Annotated in this window: 16 protein-coding genes, 1 pseudogene and 2 other annotated features; of the genes and pseudogenes, 8 read left to right on the forward strand and 9 right to left on the reverse strand. The window is 41.3% G+C overall.

Going from position 1 to position 16,905, the window contains the following annotated elements:
- Positions 1-597 (reverse strand): TetR/AcrR family transcriptional regulator (locus tag CE058_RS00005; protein ID WP_163139402.1); only part of this gene is annotated, 597 nt, incomplete at its 3' end.
- 245 nt (positions 598-842) lie between these two features.
- On the opposite strand from CE058_RS00005, the gene CE058_RS00010 reads away from it, so the two are divergent.
- Together CE058_RS00010 and CE058_RS00015 are read left to right on the forward strand one after the other, a co-directional pair.
- Positions 843-1,259, forward strand: coding sequence for a DUF1284 domain-containing protein (locus tag CE058_RS00010; RefSeq protein ID WP_163139404.1), 417 nt, complete (start codon positions 843-845; stop codon positions 1,257-1,259).
- A 115-nt stretch (positions 1,260-1,374) separates the two neighbouring features.
- The gene (locus CE058_RS00015; RefSeq protein WP_163139406.1) at positions 1,375-1,842 is read left to right on the forward strand and encodes a DUF3291 domain-containing protein; all 468 of its coding nucleotides are present in this window, start codon (positions 1,375-1,377) and stop codon (positions 1,840-1,842) included.
- Between the two features lie 15 nt (positions 1,843-1,857).
- Here CE058_RS00015 and CE058_RS00020 read toward each other — a convergent pair whose 3' ends face one another.
- Entirely contained in the window at positions 1,858-2,058 is a 201-nt protein-coding gene (locus tag CE058_RS00020; protein ID WP_163139408.1) for a hypothetical protein, read from the reverse strand.
- A gap of 91 nt (positions 2,059-2,149) precedes the next feature.
- The gene (locus CE058_RS24910) at positions 2,150-2,272 is read right to left on the reverse strand and encodes a CrcB family protein (RefSeq protein WP_163139410.1); all 123 of its coding nucleotides are present in this window, start codon (positions 2,270-2,272) and stop codon (positions 2,150-2,152) included.
- Between the two features lie 187 nt (positions 2,273-2,459).
- Between CE058_RS24910 and CE058_RS00030 the strand changes: the two genes are divergently transcribed.
- Both CE058_RS00030 and CE058_RS00035 read left to right on the forward strand, forming a co-directional pair.
- On the forward strand, positions 2,460-2,885 hold the full coding sequence (locus CE058_RS00030; protein WP_163139412.1) for a PDC sensor domain-containing protein: 426 nt from the start codon (positions 2,460-2,462) through the stop codon (positions 2,883-2,885).
- Between the two features lie 20 nt (positions 2,886-2,905).
- The gene (locus CE058_RS00035; protein WP_258751674.1) at positions 2,906-4,006 is read left to right on the forward strand and encodes a sensor domain-containing diguanylate cyclase; all 1,101 of its coding nucleotides are present in this window, start codon (positions 2,906-2,908) and stop codon (positions 4,004-4,006) included.
- A gap of 55 nt (positions 4,007-4,061) precedes the next feature.
- Here the strand turns inward: CE058_RS00035 and CE058_RS00040 are convergent, their stop codons facing one another.
- Positions 4,062-4,460, reverse strand: a complete 399-nt coding sequence (locus CE058_RS00040; RefSeq protein WP_163139416.1) for a cytidine deaminase — start codon at positions 4,458-4,460, stop codon at positions 4,062-4,064.
- Positions 4,461-4,655: 195 nt separating this feature from the next.
- Between CE058_RS00040 and CE058_RS00045 the strand changes: the two genes are divergently transcribed.
- The 4 genes and pseudogenes from CE058_RS00045 to CE058_RS00065 all read left to right on the forward strand — a co-directional run bounded on the left by CE058_RS00045 (position 4,656) and on the right by CE058_RS00065 (position 10,533).
- Entirely contained in the window at positions 4,656-5,582 is a 927-nt protein-coding gene (locus CE058_RS00045) for a nucleoside hydrolase (protein ID WP_163139418.1), read from the forward strand.
- A gap of 314 nt (positions 5,583-5,896) precedes the next feature.
- Positions 5,897-8,056: a YhgE/Pip domain-containing protein gene (locus CE058_RS00050; protein WP_163139420.1), complete on the forward strand. Its 2,160-nt coding sequence runs from the start codon at positions 5,897-5,899 to the stop codon at positions 8,054-8,056.
- Between the two features lie 68 nt (positions 8,057-8,124).
- Positions 8,125-8,357, forward strand: a binding site (T-box leader).
- Positions 8,358-8,397: 40 nt separating this feature from the next.
- Positions 8,398-8,631: a binding site (T-box leader), on the forward strand.
- A 216-nt stretch (positions 8,632-8,847) separates the two neighbouring features.
- Positions 8,848-9,843 (forward strand): annotated as a pseudogene (gene thrS / locus CE058_RS00055) (threonine--tRNA ligase); the annotation flags it as partial.
- 330 nt (positions 9,844-10,173) lie between these two features.
- Positions 10,174-10,533: a cyclic-phosphate processing receiver domain-containing protein gene (locus tag CE058_RS00065; protein WP_163139422.1), complete on the forward strand. Its 360-nt coding sequence runs from the start codon at positions 10,174-10,176 to the stop codon at positions 10,531-10,533.
- A 152-nt stretch (positions 10,534-10,685) separates the two neighbouring features.
- Here the strand turns inward: CE058_RS00065 and CE058_RS00070 are convergent, their stop codons facing one another.
- From CE058_RS00070 to bla, 5 genes are all read right to left on the reverse strand, one after another.
- Entirely contained in the window at positions 10,686-11,867 is a 1,182-nt protein-coding gene (locus CE058_RS00070) for a M20 family metallopeptidase (protein ID WP_163139424.1), read from the reverse strand.
- 3 nt (positions 11,868-11,870) lie between these two features.
- Positions 11,871-13,133, reverse strand: coding sequence for a Zn-dependent hydrolase (locus tag CE058_RS00075; RefSeq protein WP_163139426.1), 1,263 nt, complete (start codon positions 13,131-13,133; stop codon positions 11,871-11,873).
- Between the two features lie 18 nt (positions 13,134-13,151).
- Positions 13,152-14,360 (reverse strand): hypothetical protein, encoded by a 1,209-nt coding sequence (locus tag CE058_RS00080; RefSeq protein ID WP_163139428.1) that lies wholly within the window; start codon positions 14,358-14,360, stop codon positions 13,152-13,154.
- A gap of 370 nt (positions 14,361-14,730) precedes the next feature.
- Positions 14,731-15,561 (reverse strand): glycerophosphodiester phosphodiesterase, encoded by an 831-nt coding sequence (locus tag CE058_RS00085; RefSeq protein WP_163139430.1) that lies wholly within the window; start codon positions 15,559-15,561, stop codon positions 14,731-14,733.
- A 209-nt stretch (positions 15,562-15,770) separates the two neighbouring features.
- The gene (gene bla, locus CE058_RS00090; protein ID WP_163139432.1) at positions 15,771-16,700 is read right to left on the reverse strand and encodes a class A beta-lactamase; all 930 of its coding nucleotides are present in this window, start codon (positions 16,698-16,700) and stop codon (positions 15,771-15,773) included.
- Positions 16,701-16,905: the final 205 nt, after the last annotated feature.

The following is a 16,905-nucleotide window of genomic DNA, read 5'->3' on the forward strand; positions in this document are numbered from 1 at the left end:
CCCGTTAGACTGCGATAAACCATAAAGAATCACTTTGACATATAATCTGGCTTGTTCTTTTGCCAGGCTTTCTTTCAATTTGTAATCGGTATTTCTTGATGAAATCAGACTTAACAGAAGGTACGCGGATGAAACCGGGTCAGACCCTATTTCCGCTGGATCCCGCAGTTTATGGTCTTTAATCCCTTTTTCAAAGATCGAGGCAAGCGGTTCCTGATAAGACTCCATCCACCATTTCCGGACGGTTCCCTGATGCTCCTGATCCAATTCTTTTTGAATATCATGAAACATCTGGCCCATCGAAGGAGGCTTATTGATTAAAATATAATAAGTGACCTGAAATAAACATTCTTCAATATCATCCTCAAAGCGCTTAATAATTCTGCTTAAAGCGTTCTGCATATCAACCAGTTCAGTCCTCAGCACTTCCATATAAATGGCCTTTTTATTGGAAAAATGATGATAAAGGGTAGGCTGCGTAATGCCGCAGGCTTCAGCAATTCTTCTCGTGGAAACCGCCCGATACCCTAAATCCATAAAAAGCTTATGTGCTGCTTTCACAATTTTTTTATGTGTATCGTTTGCATTTAGTAACATAAACAAAATCCCTTTCAAGTAAGCGAACCCTATCACTTGATAAAATTATAAAAACCAAAATGAATTGCGTCAACAATCAATGTGCTCATTTATAAAGTTAACATTAGATCCTATTACATATTCCCATTTCTCCACTTTTCAATCATTGTTCATAAGGCAAAAATATATGATAATATAAATAATTATGTTAACCTATTTGTCATTTTAGTTAACCAATATATCTAATCGAACAATGGGGGGATTTTATGTATAAGCTGCGTGGCCATCACCTCTTTTGCCTTCTGGGCTATCGGGGAATGGGCTACTCTCAGGAATATGTGGAAAATATGACCCGTATGCATCGAACCTTGAGAGACAACCCCAGGACATGGATACAGCTTGTAAAGGGGCCGGACCATCTATGTGCAAAATATCCCAACTCAGGCGAATACCATTGTGAGCACGACGATATTTATAAAAGGGATGCTGTTATTTTAGAAAAATTAGGGATGAATATCGGACAAATTCTGTACTGGCAGGACATCGAGTCAAACATCCAGAAGTATGCTCTTCCCTCAGATATACAGACTGTTTGTGAAACTTGTTCGTGGCGCTCATATGGCGTTTGTGAAGAAGGTATCCGGAATATTCTTGAAGGGCAGGGCTTAAGGGAAATTAAATAAGCACCCCTATTAGAATCTAAAATGGCAACATCCATTAAATTAACCTCTCCATCCAGGTATTAGTCCATTCTTTTCAGAATATAGGTAAATAAAAAGGAATGATGGAGGAATTAACTTGGCATTTGCGGCAATTTTGACAGTTGGACAGCTAAAGCATACAGAAGAGCACCCTGCCTCCAGGGAGTTCTTTATAGCAGGAAATCATATAATGAGAGAGGCTGCTAAAACTGGACAGCTCATCAAAGAATTCAACCCAAATAGAGTGAAGCTCCCTGAAGAAATGATCAAAGGGAATGGTACTCCTGTTCTTACCTTAACAGTATGGAAAGACCTGCAATCTTTATATCGGTTTACCTATTCAGGTCTTCATAGACAAGCATTGCTGGACAGGAATAAGTGGTTTGATCCTCTTCCGGAGAGACAGCCTAATTATGTGGTATGGTGGCCGGATATGCTATCAAATGTTTCCTGGAAGGAAGCTTTCAAAAGATATGATTCTTATATCCAGCATGGACCTGACTCTTTTGCATTTGACTTTAAGCATCCTTTTGATGAATTTGGGGAGCCGGCCGCGCTTAAGTAGCGGACAATCAATGAGTTACCGTTTCTTATTAATTAAATCAATTAAATAACAGATCTGTGAAATAACAAAGGACAGATGCAGGACAATGATTATGCCGAATGTGTATACCGCTTCTTCCGCCGGATCCCCTCCTCCCATAAATACTGAACCAAAGATAAAAAAGAGTAAGACACTTACCATCACGAATAAGAAGAAAATACTAATATACTTTGACATGGAACCCCCCATTTCTCACATATAATATTATGAGAAATCAATAAGAGTGGTTCCCGCACTATCCAGAAGCAGAAACCACTTTACTCCCTAGTCACCCCAGCCATTGCTGATTGTAAGCTATAACTCCCAATATGGCACCAGCACCTGCGCCAATAAGCAAACCCCAAATGCCCCAAATCGCTTTTTTCTTCACTTTATTATCCTTTTCGATCATGAACGGCACCTCCTCACAGTGGATTAAAAGTCAGACAGAATCATCTTACATTCATTTTCATTTCTTTTAATAATTGGAAACCCCTTCTTATATCCGTAATTTTTTTGTTGTGACTCCTACAAATCTCATGGTATATTTTAGTAGGTTATTTGAACTATAAACAGCACTTTATTATCGGTGAAGAGATATGAAAAAACCTATCAGATTAAGCATCCAGTGGCTTATTTTAGGCTTACTGGCTTTTGCTATGCTTGGCACCTATGCAGGAAGTGTCATTTCAAGTGTAGTAGTCAGCAGGAACAACCTGGAGAAAAATTATTTAATAGAAAACCAATATTATGCTCAAAAACTCGCAACTGTTACAGATTCTCTTTTTGTCAATATGATTAAAAATCTGACGATGGAAGCACGAAATGAAGATCTTATGACGAACGATTCCCGAAAAATCCACAAAGAGTTAGATTTCATTCTGCAGTCGACTACCTATTTCAATTCTACATTTTTTGCGGACAAAACAGGCCGCGTCGTAGCATCTGCTCCTGATATGGCTTTAAATGGAACAAAATTAACTAGTGTGGTGCAAAAAAATCTCTGGAAAAGAAAGTTCCTATAATATCAAAGCCTTATGTAGGTGTGACCGGAAAATTAATTATGCTTATTTCTGTCCCCGTTTTTGATGAAAGCGGATCGTATGAGGGATTTTTAGCCGGAACCATCTATTTACATGAAGATAACAGCCTCATCCAGGTTCTGGGGCAGCATCCAAAGCATGAAAATAACTCTTATGTATATGTGGTTGATTCTGAAGGTAATATTATTTATCATCCGGATAAAAATAGAATTAACGATAATGTGAAGGAAAACAAAGTGGTACAGTACGTTTTAGAAGGAAGAAACGGAAATCTGGAAGTCACGAATACGAAAGGCATAGCCATGCTTGCCGGGTATGCCTCTGCTGCCTCAACAAGTAAATGGGGCATTGTATCCCAGACTCCTAAAGAATCTGTGATGGAGCCGACCTTTGATATGGCCAGGCAAGTAAGTGTGATTGCCATTCTCTTTATGCTGTTTGTATTCGCCCTCTCCCTGATCATGCTGAAAAAAATTGTCAATCCGATCAGAAATTTAGCTCTATACGCAAAGCAGATGACGACCGAACCATCTCGTCCTGTGCCGCAAATTCCCAACTGGTATTTTAAGTTAAAGGAATTAAAGCGTGCTATTTTAATAGCTGTGGATTTTTATCAGACCAAACTGACGAATGCGGAAAGTGAGTCGAACCTGGATCTGTTTACCGGCTTCTATAACCGCCGTTTTTTAGAAAAAAAGATAAGTGAGCTCGATAGGTACTCCATCATTTTATTTGATATTGACCATTTTAAAGCAGTAAACGACCAGTTTGGCCATCAAGTGGGAGATGAAGTATTAAAATTTTTGTCCGAATTAGTTAAGGGGGAAACGAGAGCAAGTGATCTGTGCTTCCGCATAGGCGGTGAAGAATTTCTAATCATCCTTCCAGAAACCGATATCTATATCACGGAATCTGTTGCAGAACTGATAAGGAAAATCACTGAATACACTTTAAGCCCCTCCGGAAAACCAGTCACTGTTTCCATGGGAATTAGCAGCTATCCCGCTGCAGTGGACAGCTTTTCAGAGTTATTGAACAAAACAGACCAGGCGTTATACAAGGCCAAACATGAGGGAAGAAATAGAGTGGTTATCGCCTTGTAAAATAAAGAGGGCAAGCTTTGAGTGAATATCTCTCAAAGCTTGCCCTCCTTTTATGCTACATCTCTAAATCCGTAAACGCATACGGCAATAAATCTTTTAATGTCAGTTCCAATATTTCTTGCTTTTCATTTGTTAAGTAGACTGGCATATCAGGCATACAGAACTCGGCTAACACCTGTCTGCAGATGCTGCACGGCGGAAGAAAGTCTGCCGTATCACCAGCTACAGCTATAGCTTGAAAATCACCTTTTTTGTAACCGTTAGCAATTGCAGTAAAAATAGCTGTTCTTTCAGCACAATTCGTTGCACCTAACGAAACATTTTCTACGTTCACGCCATTAATGACAGTGCCGTCTTTCAGCAATAATGCACATCCAACCGGAAATTTGGAATAGGGAGCATACGCTCTTTCCTTCATACTGCGTGCACTTTCCATCAATTGCTCTTTATTCATCGTACCCATCCTTTTCAAAGAAGAATGAACTTTTCACAGTCCCCTTAGGCCAATGTAAAATTGGCAGGATTTTTATCATATGATTTTTTGAAATGTTTGTCAATATTAGCGGTAAGGTTCTCTGCCTTAATGGCATAACCCCCTTCCTCCTTTGATATGTTATAGAAATGGATATTTTATATGGGAGGAAGATAAATGAAAAAAATCATTTTGTTTGCAGATCCTGGCATTGATGATTCCGTTGCCATCATGTATGCCCTTCTTAATCCCGGCATCAAGGTGTTAGCTATCGTATCGAGTTACGGGAATGTCACTAAAGAACAAGCAACAGAAAATATCACTTATCTGCTTCAACTAGCCGGCAGGAGCGATATCCCTATTATCGGCGGAGCTAATAGCCCATCATCAGGGGAAATCCCAAGGTTCTATCCTGAAATTCATGGAGAAGAGGGATTGGGTCCGATACGCCCTCCGGTGGATGTGCAGGGGGAACTGACGAATTTTTCGGAGCTCTATAACATTATAAGAATGAATCCGGACGTTACTATAGTAGACGTTGGGAGAAATACCTCATTAGCTGCACTATTTTTATTAGGGGAAAATATATCCGACGCCATCAAAGAGTTTTATATTATGGGCGGTGCTTTTTTGGTTCCTGGAAATGTTACTTCCTCAGCTGAGGCAAATTTTTATGGTGACCCCGTTGCTTCACAGGTAGTAGTAAACAATATGGATAATATCTATATTGTCCCGCTTAATGTTACGAACAAGGCCATCGTTACAATGGAGCATATTAATATGATCCAGAAGCTGACTGACAACCCGCTGATTCAGATTATGGATGAGGTAATGGAGTACTATATAGAAGCATATAAAAAACTCATTCCCGGGATTAATGGTGCTCCATTACATGATGTTTTAACACTGTTCCTCATGGTCAATCCTGAAATGGGAAGCTCCATTAGAAGAGATGTGAAAATACTAACAGCGGATGATGGAAGAGGTACATCCATTGCTGATTTCAGAGTCAGTTCCAAGCCTTCTGAAAAGAATATAAATATTTTTCTGGATTTTAATTATCAGGGATTTATTGAAGATTTTATAAAAGTAATGAGTTCTTAAACAGAGATGCAGGTCATTTATTGTTTCGCTCGGGTTTCTACCTCCGTGTCTAAAGGAGCACCAAATTCGGACTTATTCACTCAGATTTCTTCCTCCCCTGTCTGAAAGAGCACCATGTTCGGACTCGTTCGCTCGGATTTCTTTTCCTCATGCGAATGAACCTGCTCCTTTAGCCCCGAAAATAATCGCCCATGCCCTTTTGGTTTTACACCGTTTTTTTATAGGGGTAGAATTGTTGTACACTGAGATTCTGAATATATTTAACCGATTATTCACAAAATCTATAGGAAGACGAGCAGATTGGACTGAACAGCATGTGGAAAATTTACAAAAAGGATATTAGAAGTATTTTTAAGAATTGGGTTGCTGCCGTATTAATCGGAGGCTTGACATTGCTGCCTTCTTTATATGCCTGGTTTAACATCGAGGCTTCCTGGGATCCCTATAGTCAAACGAATCAGCTTCCAGTAGGAATCGTGAATGAAGATGCCGGAGCAGTGGTTCGTGATAAAGACATACATATTGGAAATGACATCGTCAAGGAGTTGAAGAAGAACGATGATATGGACTGGCACTTTGGTGAACGGGGAGACGCGATGGATAAGCTGGAATACGGCGACTATTTTGCCGTCATTGTGATTCCGGAAAATTTCTCTCAGAAGCTGGGAAGTGTCATTGAAGATCAGCCCGAAAAAGCGAAAATCGAGTATTATGTGAATGAAAAAATCAATGCCATTGCACCTAAAATCACAGAAAAAGGTGCAGGCGGGATTGTCGATACAATTACAAGCAATTTTATCTCGACCGTGAACGGTACTATTTTTGAGAAGTTTAATGAATTGGGTCTGGAGATTGAAAAAGACCTTCCGGATATAAAGCGGTTCGAAGAGTATGTTTTTCAAATGGAGGAAAAGCTTCCTGAAATCCATTCCTTATTAAGCAGCTCCCTGTCAGATGCGGAAAATGCCCAAAAAATGATTGATAAGGCACAAGCACTCGTTCCTGATGCCAAACGTGCAACAGGCAACGGTCTGCAGACAATTAATGAAACGATGAAATTTATAAATGAGGCTGAGAATCGTCTGAATGCAATGGAGCCCCAAATTCAGGAGAATCTGGAGCATGTGCAGAATATGGCGGTAAAGGTGAACGATTTTATCTCTTCGGTTCAAACCTCTGATTTGAACCTGGACCAGGGAAAGGAAATTAGCAATAGAATCAATGAGCAGATTGCGGGTTCGCTTCAGAATATCGAGACTATCGAAACAGCACTAAAGCAGCTGCAGGAATCTAATATTGAACAAGGCACAAGCCAGAATCAGGAACAAATCAATCAGGCTCTGGAACAATTGGCTGCATTAAAGCAGGAATTGCAGACGATCCAGGCAAACGGGCAGAAAGTCAATGCCTTTCTTTCAGACAAGCAGCAGGAAGCGGATGATTTAATCACCCGGCTTCAGGAAAATTCAGCTGCAACTGCAGGCAGGATCGACGCATTCGTTAAAGAATATAATGAAAACATCCGTCCAGCCATCAAACAGGAAGTGGCCAGCGCCAAGGAAACATTGAGTAATGCCCGGAATATCCTGACTGAAATACAATCTTCCATTCCTGAAATCGGAAAAATCCTTGCTAATACAGAGGGGAACTTGGGCAAAGGGAAAGAAACTCTTAAACATATACTAGGAGAATATCCATACGTTAGTTCAAAGATCAATCAATTAGCCGATCGGATTCGGGATATCCAGGGCGAGACAGACATCAACGAGATCATCGAACTGCTGCAAAATGATCCCGAGGCAGAGAAGGATTTCTTCGAGGAACCTGTTCAGCTCAATAAAAACAGCCTATTCCCAATCCAAAATTACGGTACAGGCATGACTCCCTTTTATACCGTACTTGCGATATGGGTAGGTGCCCTTCTATTAATTTCCCTTTTGGCTACAGATGTCCATCATCCTGAAGACTTTACGGGAAAACAAATCTATTTCGGCAAACTGCTCACCTTCCTAAGCATTGGATTTGCACAGACCCTTGTAGTGACAATAGGGGATACCTTAATTCTCGGAGTGGATGTAGCAGAATCAGTATGGTTTATCCTGTTTGGACTGGTAAGCAGCTTAGTGTTTATATTAATTGTTTATACATTAGTATCTGTATTTGGCGATGTCGGAAAAGCCATGGCGATTGTCTTGCTGGTGCTTCAGATTGCGGGTGCTGGCGGAACTTATCCGACCGCCTTGCTTCCTGAATTTTTCCAAACCATCCACCCTTTCCTGCCCTTCTCTTATGCAATTGATTTAATGAGAGAAGCTGTTGGAGGCATTGTTTGGGAGAGAGTATACAGAGACCTCCTGATCCTGACGCTATTCGGCTTCCTTGCACTATTAATGGGAACTTTCCTGAAAGAGCCATTAAGCAGAAAAACAAAGGCGCTGATGAAAAAATCGAAGAAATCGGGGTTGTTTCATTAGGCTTTAAAAGTTTTATTAACCCTCTTGACCTTTTCCAAAATGTGTATTAAAATCAGTAAAAATATCCAATATGAGCTATGAAAAGGACACGAATCTTTCTTTATTTTCTTTCCAGAGATCAGGGCCACCGGCTGCAAGCCCTGAAGAAAAGGGATTGGTTTACCACCTTGGAGCTATTATAGTGAAATGATGTACTCAGTGTATCTATAATCGGGGAATCCGTTATCTTTTTGAGCATAAAGCAGACTTTCTGAATGCTTTATGGAATTAGGGTGGAACCACGACCGCACTCGTCCCTTTTACTGGGATGGGTGCGTTTTTTTATTTTATTTAAAACTATATTATTAGCGTTGATAAGGACACGAATCTTTCTTTGTTTTCTTTTCAGAGATCAGGGTCATCGGCTGCAAGCCCTGAAGAAACGGAATTGATTTACCGCCTTGGAGCTATTATGGGGAAATGATCTATATCAGAGTATCCATAATCGGGGAATCCGTTATCTTTTTGAGCATAAAGCAGTCTTTCGAAACGCTTTATGGAATTAGGGTGGAACCACGACCGCACTCGTCCCTTTTGCTGGGATAAGTGCGGCTTTTTATTTTAATTAAAACTATATAGTTAGCGTTGATAAGGACATGAATTATTCTTCATTTTCTTTCCAGAGATCAGGGTCACCGGCTGCAAGCCCTGAAGAAAAGGGAATGATTTACCGCCTTGGAGCTATTATGGGGAAATGATCTATATCAGAGTATCCATAATCGGGGAATCCGTTATCTATTTGAGCATAAAACAAACAATCCGGCCATTGGGATCATTATCATGAAAATATGTATTTCTCAAATGTGGATGAACAAAATTATGCGATAAAGCCCATGAACTGCCCGGGTGCGATATTGGTTTTCAACAGCAAACGGAGAAGCTACCGGGAATTGCCTATCCGCTATGCGGAACTGGGATTAGTCCACAGACACGAACTCTCAGGTTCTTTAAATGGACTGTTAAGAGTTCGGTCGTTCACTCAAGATGACGCGCATTTATTTGTGAGGGCTGACCAGATTGATGCGGAGATTGATAAAATACTTGTCCTAATTGATGAATTCTACTCCCATTTTGGTTTTGACTATAAAGTTGAACTTTCAACACGCCCAGAGGAATACATGGGATCTCAGGAAATGTGGGAACGTGCGGAAGGGGCTTTGGAATCTGTTTTGAAAAACAAAGAAGTTAACTATCAGATTAATCCTGGCGATGGGGCATTTTACGGGCCGAAAATTGACTTTCATATATTGGATTCACTCGGCAGAAGCTGGCAATGCGGTACAGTCCAGCTGGATTTTCAAATGCCGGAAAAGTTTAATTGTGCTTATGTAGGTGAAGATAACAAACTTCACCTTCCCATTATGATTCATAGGGCAATCTTTGGTTCAGTTGAACGTTTCATGGCCATTCTAATTGAACATTTTGCTGGCGATTTCCCACTGTGGCTGTCACCCATCCAAGCAAAGATCATTCCCATCTCAGATGCCCATGCAGAATATGCAGACTATGTAAAATCACAATTGGAATTAGCTGGTATCCGTGCAGAAGTCGACTTCAGAACAGAGAAATTGGGACTCAAGATCAGGGAAGCCGAAAAACAGAAAGTTTCCTACATGCTGGTGATTGGTGATAAAGAAATGGAGCAGCAATCCTTGGCACTGAGAAAACGTAAAGAAGGAAATATCGGTGTGATGAGCATTGAGGAAGTAATTGAACGGTTTGTTAATGAACTAAACGGCGGCAGATAAGTTTTCAAGCTCAGAAGGAATCTAATCCTTTTGGGCTTTTCTCTTTATTTACAAATAATCTATCTCTTTTATACCCGGCAATAGTACAGACATGAACACGAAAGGATCTAAGATCAATAAGCTTATAACTGAAAATGTGCTTGACTTCACATGGAAAGGCCCCAACCTCCTTTCACTATCTTTTTAATGATGCAGGAATGTTTGATTGTCTTCCAATGAATCCCTCTTCGGTATCTTTGCTTACATATGTATGTTACAATTGAAATAAGCATTAAAACTCTAGGGTCAACTCGACTTTTCTTAGTCACCCCTTTGAAAGGGGATTAAAAAATGGAGAAAATAAGCGTATTTCTGGATGATTATCGGAGAGCACCGCATGGTCATGTATTAGTTGAGACCATTGATGAATGTATCCTTTTGCTTCAGACCTATGAAATTGACCACCTGTCTTTAGACCATGACTTAGTAAGCAAATCGAGAAATGGTCTTATGCTTGTTCATATTATGGTTCAAAAACAGCTATTCGCGGATCGAATAACTGTTCACTCTGCCAACTCAGTAGGCGGGAAAGCCATGTATCGTTATTTAAAACAAGCACAGCAGGATTTTGAAATGCCCACTGACATTAAAGTAATTTTACGTCCACTGCCCCTCAACTACATTCCGCCAAACTATCTGCACAACTATTAGAGTCCATCGACAACCACCTTTTCTCCTTAGTCACAGGAATTAAATAAATCAATAGTGTATAGGGAGCAGAGTTAATCGACTGCTTCCTTTTTTTATTTCTTTAAAAGTTAAAAAAATCCGCTCCTCCCATAAGAGGAACGGATTGATCAGATTTACTGCTTTTCGTTCAAGTATGCCCATGCATATTGCACATAAAGCTCTGCACCTGTCGCTAGGGCGTCTTCATCAATATTGAATTTGCCGTGGTGGTGAGCCCACTCTGTGTCTTTCTTTGGGTTGCCACTGCCGACAAGGGCGAAGCTGCCAGGTGCTTTGTCCAGATAAAAACTGAAATCTTCGGCCCCCATTGTGGGCTTTTCAGTAAATAGAACATCTTCCCCGAAAGCTTTAGAGGCAACCTTTTGGACGAGCTGCGCACTGTATTCATCATTTATTACTGCCTGCGAACCCCGTATGTATTCCACCTCTGCTTTAGCACCGTAGATAGCTGCCGTATTTTCAGCATATTGCTGCAGCTGTTTTTCAATAAGATCTCTTGTTTCAGGATCGAAGCAGCGAACTGTTCCCTCTATGACTGCATTTTCAGCAATGATGTTGAATCTTGTACCTACAGTCATTTTCCCAATGGTGAGTACGGCAGGCTGCTGGGCATCAATGGTTCTGGAGACCACACTCTGCACATTCATGACAAAGGAAGAGGCGACGACAGCTGCATCAATGCAATCGTGCGGCATGGCCCCATGTCCGCCTTTCCCTTTAAATGTCACCTTGAAGATATCAGCTGATGCAAAGGACGGTCCGGGTGTACAGGATACCTTGTGTGTCGGCATTTGTGACCAGATGTGGATGCCAAAGACATTGTCCACGCCTTCCATCGCTCCCTGTTCCACCATCATCTTTGCCCCTTCCGCCACCTCTTCGGCTGGCTGGAAAAGCAGGCGGACAGTCCCCGGCAATTCTTCTTTTATCTCATTTAATGCCTTGGCAGCAACCAGCAGCATCGCAGTATGAGCATCGTGTCCGCATGCGTGCATTTTGCCGTTCTCCATGGATGCATAAGGAAGATCCTTATTCAATTCCTCCACCTGCAGCGCATCCATATCTCCCCTTAAAGCTACCGTCTTTCCCGGCTGTCCTCCTGCAATGTCAGCAATCACACCCGTTGGTTCTGTCCTTCTGTAAGAGATGCCTAAGCCATCCAAATACTCACAGATAAATTGGGTCGTTTTAAATTCCTCCCATGACAATTCCGGTTCACGATGCAATTTTCTGCGCAGTGCAGTTAATTCATCACTATATTCCCCAATCAATTCCTTTAGCCTGTTATGAATCATCTCTTAATCCGCCTCCGTTAGCTCTATTGCTGCCTCAAACAAAATCTGAACTGCTTCGGCAATATGCCGGGAATCAGACCATTCTTCCGGACAATGGCTCAGTCCATTTTTGCTTGGAATGAACAGCATTCCGGTACTTGTGTAATCAGCAAAAACCATGGCATCGTGTCCGGCGCCGCTATTCATGGAGCATGAAGGGAAACCAAGTTTACTGCTTTTCTCCTTTAGCAGACTGACAATCTCTTTATTCATCTCTTTTGGCTGAATATATAACAGCTGTTCAACCGTTATTTCTAATCCGCTATCAAGATAGGACTCTGCTAATTCCTTCACTTTCTGAATGACATTCTGGACATGTTCCTCCCTGCCGGAGCGTATGTCTACAGAAAATACTGTTTGATCGGGAATCACATTGGCTCCATTTGGATACACCTGCAATCGTCCCGTTGTTACAACCGTCCCTTCTCCTTCTGCCGCAGCAAGCTCGGGAAATTGGGTGATCATTCCGGCAGCGGCAACCAGCGCGTCCGACCTTCTGTCCATCGGAGTGGTCCCTGCGTGCCCGGCCTTACCTTTTACAGTTACTTCCAATTGTGTTAAACCGACAATCGTTTCGACTACTCCGATTGGTATATTCTTTTCTTCTAAAACTGGACCCTGTTCGATATGCAATTCCAGGTAAGCCTTTACTGTTTGAGGGTCACGAACTTTCGGGAGAGATGGATCCAGCCCGATTTTCTCCATGGCTTCAACCGTCGTTATGCCATCTTTGTCTTTCAATGCTTTGAAGTCTTCCTCAGCCAGCAAACCGGTCATTCCGCGCGAACCCATTAAGCCGCCGCCAAATCTGGAGCCTTCTTCTTCGATAAGAGCAATAACCTCCAGAGAATACTTCGGCGTTAATCCATACTCAGTAAAAAGTGCGGCCACTTCAAGTCCTGCTACAACTCCGGCAGGCCCATCATAGGATCCCCCATTCGGCACAGAATCAAAGTGAGAGCCGACCAGAACACTCGGTGCATCTTTTAAGGATCCATCAAGTTTTCCAAAAATATTGCCCAATCCATCTTCACGCACAGTCAAGCCGACTGCCTTCATTCTTTCTTTAATATACTGCCGTGCAAGCAGATCCTCCTGACTATATGTCAGCCTGGTTGTCCCTCTTCCAGGAGTTGCCGTATAATTGCTTAATGTGTCAATATGACTTTCTATTTTCTCCTGTACTTTTTCCAGATTCACATTTTTCCCTGTCTGAACTTCACTCATTTCAATTCCATCCCTTTCTTATAAAAGTCCGACAAATATTCCGGCCAGCACGACCGACACAATGGTCACTGTGATGAATCCGCCGACAAGCATAGGCGGCAGCATATTGCTGGTCAGCATTTCCCTTTCTTTTTCATCCTCGGTTAATGCTTTAATGACTTCATTTGTAATAATGTAGTCAGCTGGGAACCCATATAATGCCGTCAGTGAAACAGCAAAAGCCATTTCCTTGCTCACTTTTAAAATTTTCCCTGCGATAAATGAGAAGACATACATTCCGATTACACCCAAAATAATGGTTCCGGCAAGCGGATAGATAATTTCAAGCATCATCCCTGGTGTAGCCTGCTTTAAGCCGTCAAAAATAAAGAGCATTAGAGCCATGATCGCAAAACCGAAGCCATTTGCTTTTTGCAGCACCTGCTTTTCAAGAAAGCCAATGCTTGTGGCAATCACCCCGAACAACAGGCAAAGGACAAATGGACTGACACTGGCAACTGGAGCCAGCAATGTCGATGTCAGATAAGCAAGGTAGGATACTACTGCCAATCTTAAAAACTTGAAGAAATCTGTATTATATTTCTCAGGCATATTCTTAAAAAGCTTAAGTTCAGGTTTTGAAACTGTCATTGATGACGCAGCCGTCTCTTCAACTGCAGGCCCCTGAGCCTTATAAGCAAGCTGTCCGCTGCGGTACTGCTTCAAAAGCCGCTTTCCTTCTTTTTTCAGGACGATGGATGTAAGCGGATATCCCGCAAATCCCTGCATCACATAAATCACGATTGCAAAAACCGATAGTGAAGCCAGTCCCGCTTCCTTTGCTCCCTCCGACATGATCAGGGCAGATACTACACCTCCAACCAATGGAGGAATAGCGACAACCACAGTTTTAAATCCAAAGATTAATGTTCCGATTCCTAGTAATATCGCAATAATTCCTAAAATCCCTGATAAAGCAATCACAATCGTCTTCCACTGATTTTTCAATTCCTTAATCGAAAGCAATGTTCCCATATTGGTAATCAATAGGTACATCATCATCGTTGCCACAACAGGCGGAACCCCTGCCAATGCCACGATATCCTGCGGAAAGAATGTCCAATAACCTGCAAGGAACAATACGGCACAGACAAAAATGGACGGCACCCACGCCTTTGTGCGAACCGCAACAAGATCTCCAATAAATAAAATAAGTAATAGAATAACCAAAGCTAATAACTGTGACATAATTCCCATCCCTTCTCTAAGATGAATTCCTATTCATTCGTGTTGCGAAGAATATATATTGTTAGAATAATAATACAATTATACTTTTCAGTCAATTTAAATTATTAAAAATTTTATGTAAGCGATATCATCCTAGAATTTGTATGGAGCATATTTCTGTTTATTTAGTTTCTTAAAATAATATTATTATTATAAAAATCTATTAGAGCTGGAGTAAAAAATAAAAACCCGTCAATATGACAGGTTTCCTGGATTAGAATTTAATTAATACATTCCTAATGTTATTCCATTCAAATATGAGCAGATTCAATTTATTCAGCAAATAAATTCCAGACAAAAAAAGGAGCAGCAGCTGCCCCTTTTCCGGATATCAATTTCTAGAATCTACATAATCCGGATAATCGGTAATGATGGCGTCAACTTCCATTTCGAACAAGAAGTCGGCGGCTTCCTGGCTGCGCACTGTCCATGACCCAATTTGCATGCCAAGAGAGTGAACTTGATTCACTAATTCTTCGGTGACAATTCCATAGCTAGGATTGAACCAATCTGCATAAGCTGAAAATTCCTGTAAAGCTTCCGCTGTAGTATCGGCACGGTTAGAGGTCAATACACCAATGGGAACTTTAGGAAGAAGCTGATCCATTGTTTTCATAGAGTCAAAGTTAAAAGACTGGATAATGATTTTTTCATTTTGCGGCTTATCAAGATTTCGTGCTTTTAATGCAGCTGCCACTTGTTCTTCAATGCCAGGGTAAAGCTCTGGAGTCTTCAATTCTATTAATATTCCAACCTTACCATGGTAGCGATCCAGAATCTCTTCAAATGTCGGAATTGATTCTCCCGCAAATTGTTCCCCTTTCCAGCTGCCGGCATCAAGACTTCTTAAATAGTCAAACGGTAAATTTCCCACTTTCCCTGTTCCATCTGTTGTACGATCAACAGTAGTATCATGGATTACCACTAATTCACCATCTTGGCTTCGCTGGACATCAATTTCAATATAATCAGCTTTCATGTCTACAGCCAGATCAAAGCCGGCTATTGTATTCTCCGGTGCATATCCAGTTGCACCGCGGTGCGCTATATTATCCACTTGTTTCCTTTCTCCTGTTGCCGGTTCTGCTGCGAACGCCTGACTGAATGGGCTGAGCAGCAGCGACAACGCCACCCCTGTACCAATTAACAATTTTTTGTTCATGCTCTCCATCTCCTATCTAAATATGTATTCAACCATATTTTAGAAAAGGAATGTTGAAGGGGTGTGTGATTATTTTTATAGGTAAATAAAGATCATGTTAACAAAAATCGGCCATTTTCCTTACGATTATTTACAAAACGTTTATTTGAAACTGAATAAAAATACCCTTTCACATTTCAGCGGGGTTATCTTCCCCGCTGGTAAATGTTTTAATCCAAAGCCTTTATTGTCATCTCCGCTGCCTCTGCAATCAGAGCGTTATCATATTCGGCATCCTTTGAATCCCTGCTGGAAAGGATCGTCATGATAATCGGCTCCCTGTTTGGCGGCCAGACAATTGCAATGTCATTACGGGTGCCGAAGCCTGCTGCACCGCTCTTATCAGCTACTTCCCAGCCGCTTGGCACACCAGCACGGATTAATGGATCTCCAGTAGCGTTACCCCGCATCCAATCGGTTAAAATGTTCCGCTTTTCTTCAGGCAGAAAATCGCCAATTAAGACTTTCTGAAGGCTTATTGCAAGTGCTTCAGGTGTACTTGTATCCCGGATGTCCCCTGGCTCAGCCTCATTCAAATCTGTCTCGAAGCGCTCAGGCTTTGTGACAGTATCCCCTATTTCTTTCAAAGCTGCTTCGAATCCTTCAGGCCCTCCTAATTCCTCTAACATTAAGTTGCCTGCTGTATTGTCGCTAAACCGGATTGCCGCTTCACAGAGTTCCCTTAAAGTCATTCCAGTCTTTACATGCTTTTCTGTAACTGGAGAATATGTAACCAGGTCATCCCTTGTGTATGTAATGACTTCATCCATCTCCTCCAGTGATTTTCTCTCCAGCAATATTGCAGCTGCCAGCGGTTTGAATGTAGATGCGTAGGCAAATCTCTCATTAGACCTGTAAGTAATTGTCTTTTTCGTTCCTGTGTCATATGCATACACACCAAGCCGTGCGTCAAATTCCTTCTCCAGCTTTTTGAATTTTTGTTTTGTATTTACAGAAGTTTCTTTGGAGTTTTCTGCCGCACTGACATCTGATTGATAACTGCCATTTGCACAGCCAGTCAGAGCAAGAAGCAGAACCAAACTGACTAGCCGGACTGCTTTTAACCTATTCCTAAAAACAGAATGATATTGTTTCCTCATATTTATTACCTCTCTCCATAAAAATTTTAAGCTTTTTACTTTTAAACAATGAATAAAGATTACAAGTGTAATACAATACTACATTTGTAATCTTGTTTTGTCAACCGCTAGAAACCCATGATATTATGGTGTTTCACAAGATCACCATGATTTGATAAAGTAAAAATAGAATGCTAGCAGGATTGGTATTCATTTTATCTAGGGA

It is taken from the genome of Bacillus sp. 22-7, assembly GCF_010628845.1.
GTDB classification, from domain to species: Bacteria; Bacillota; Bacilli; order Bacillales; family Cytobacillaceae; genus Cytobacillus; species Cytobacillus firmus_B.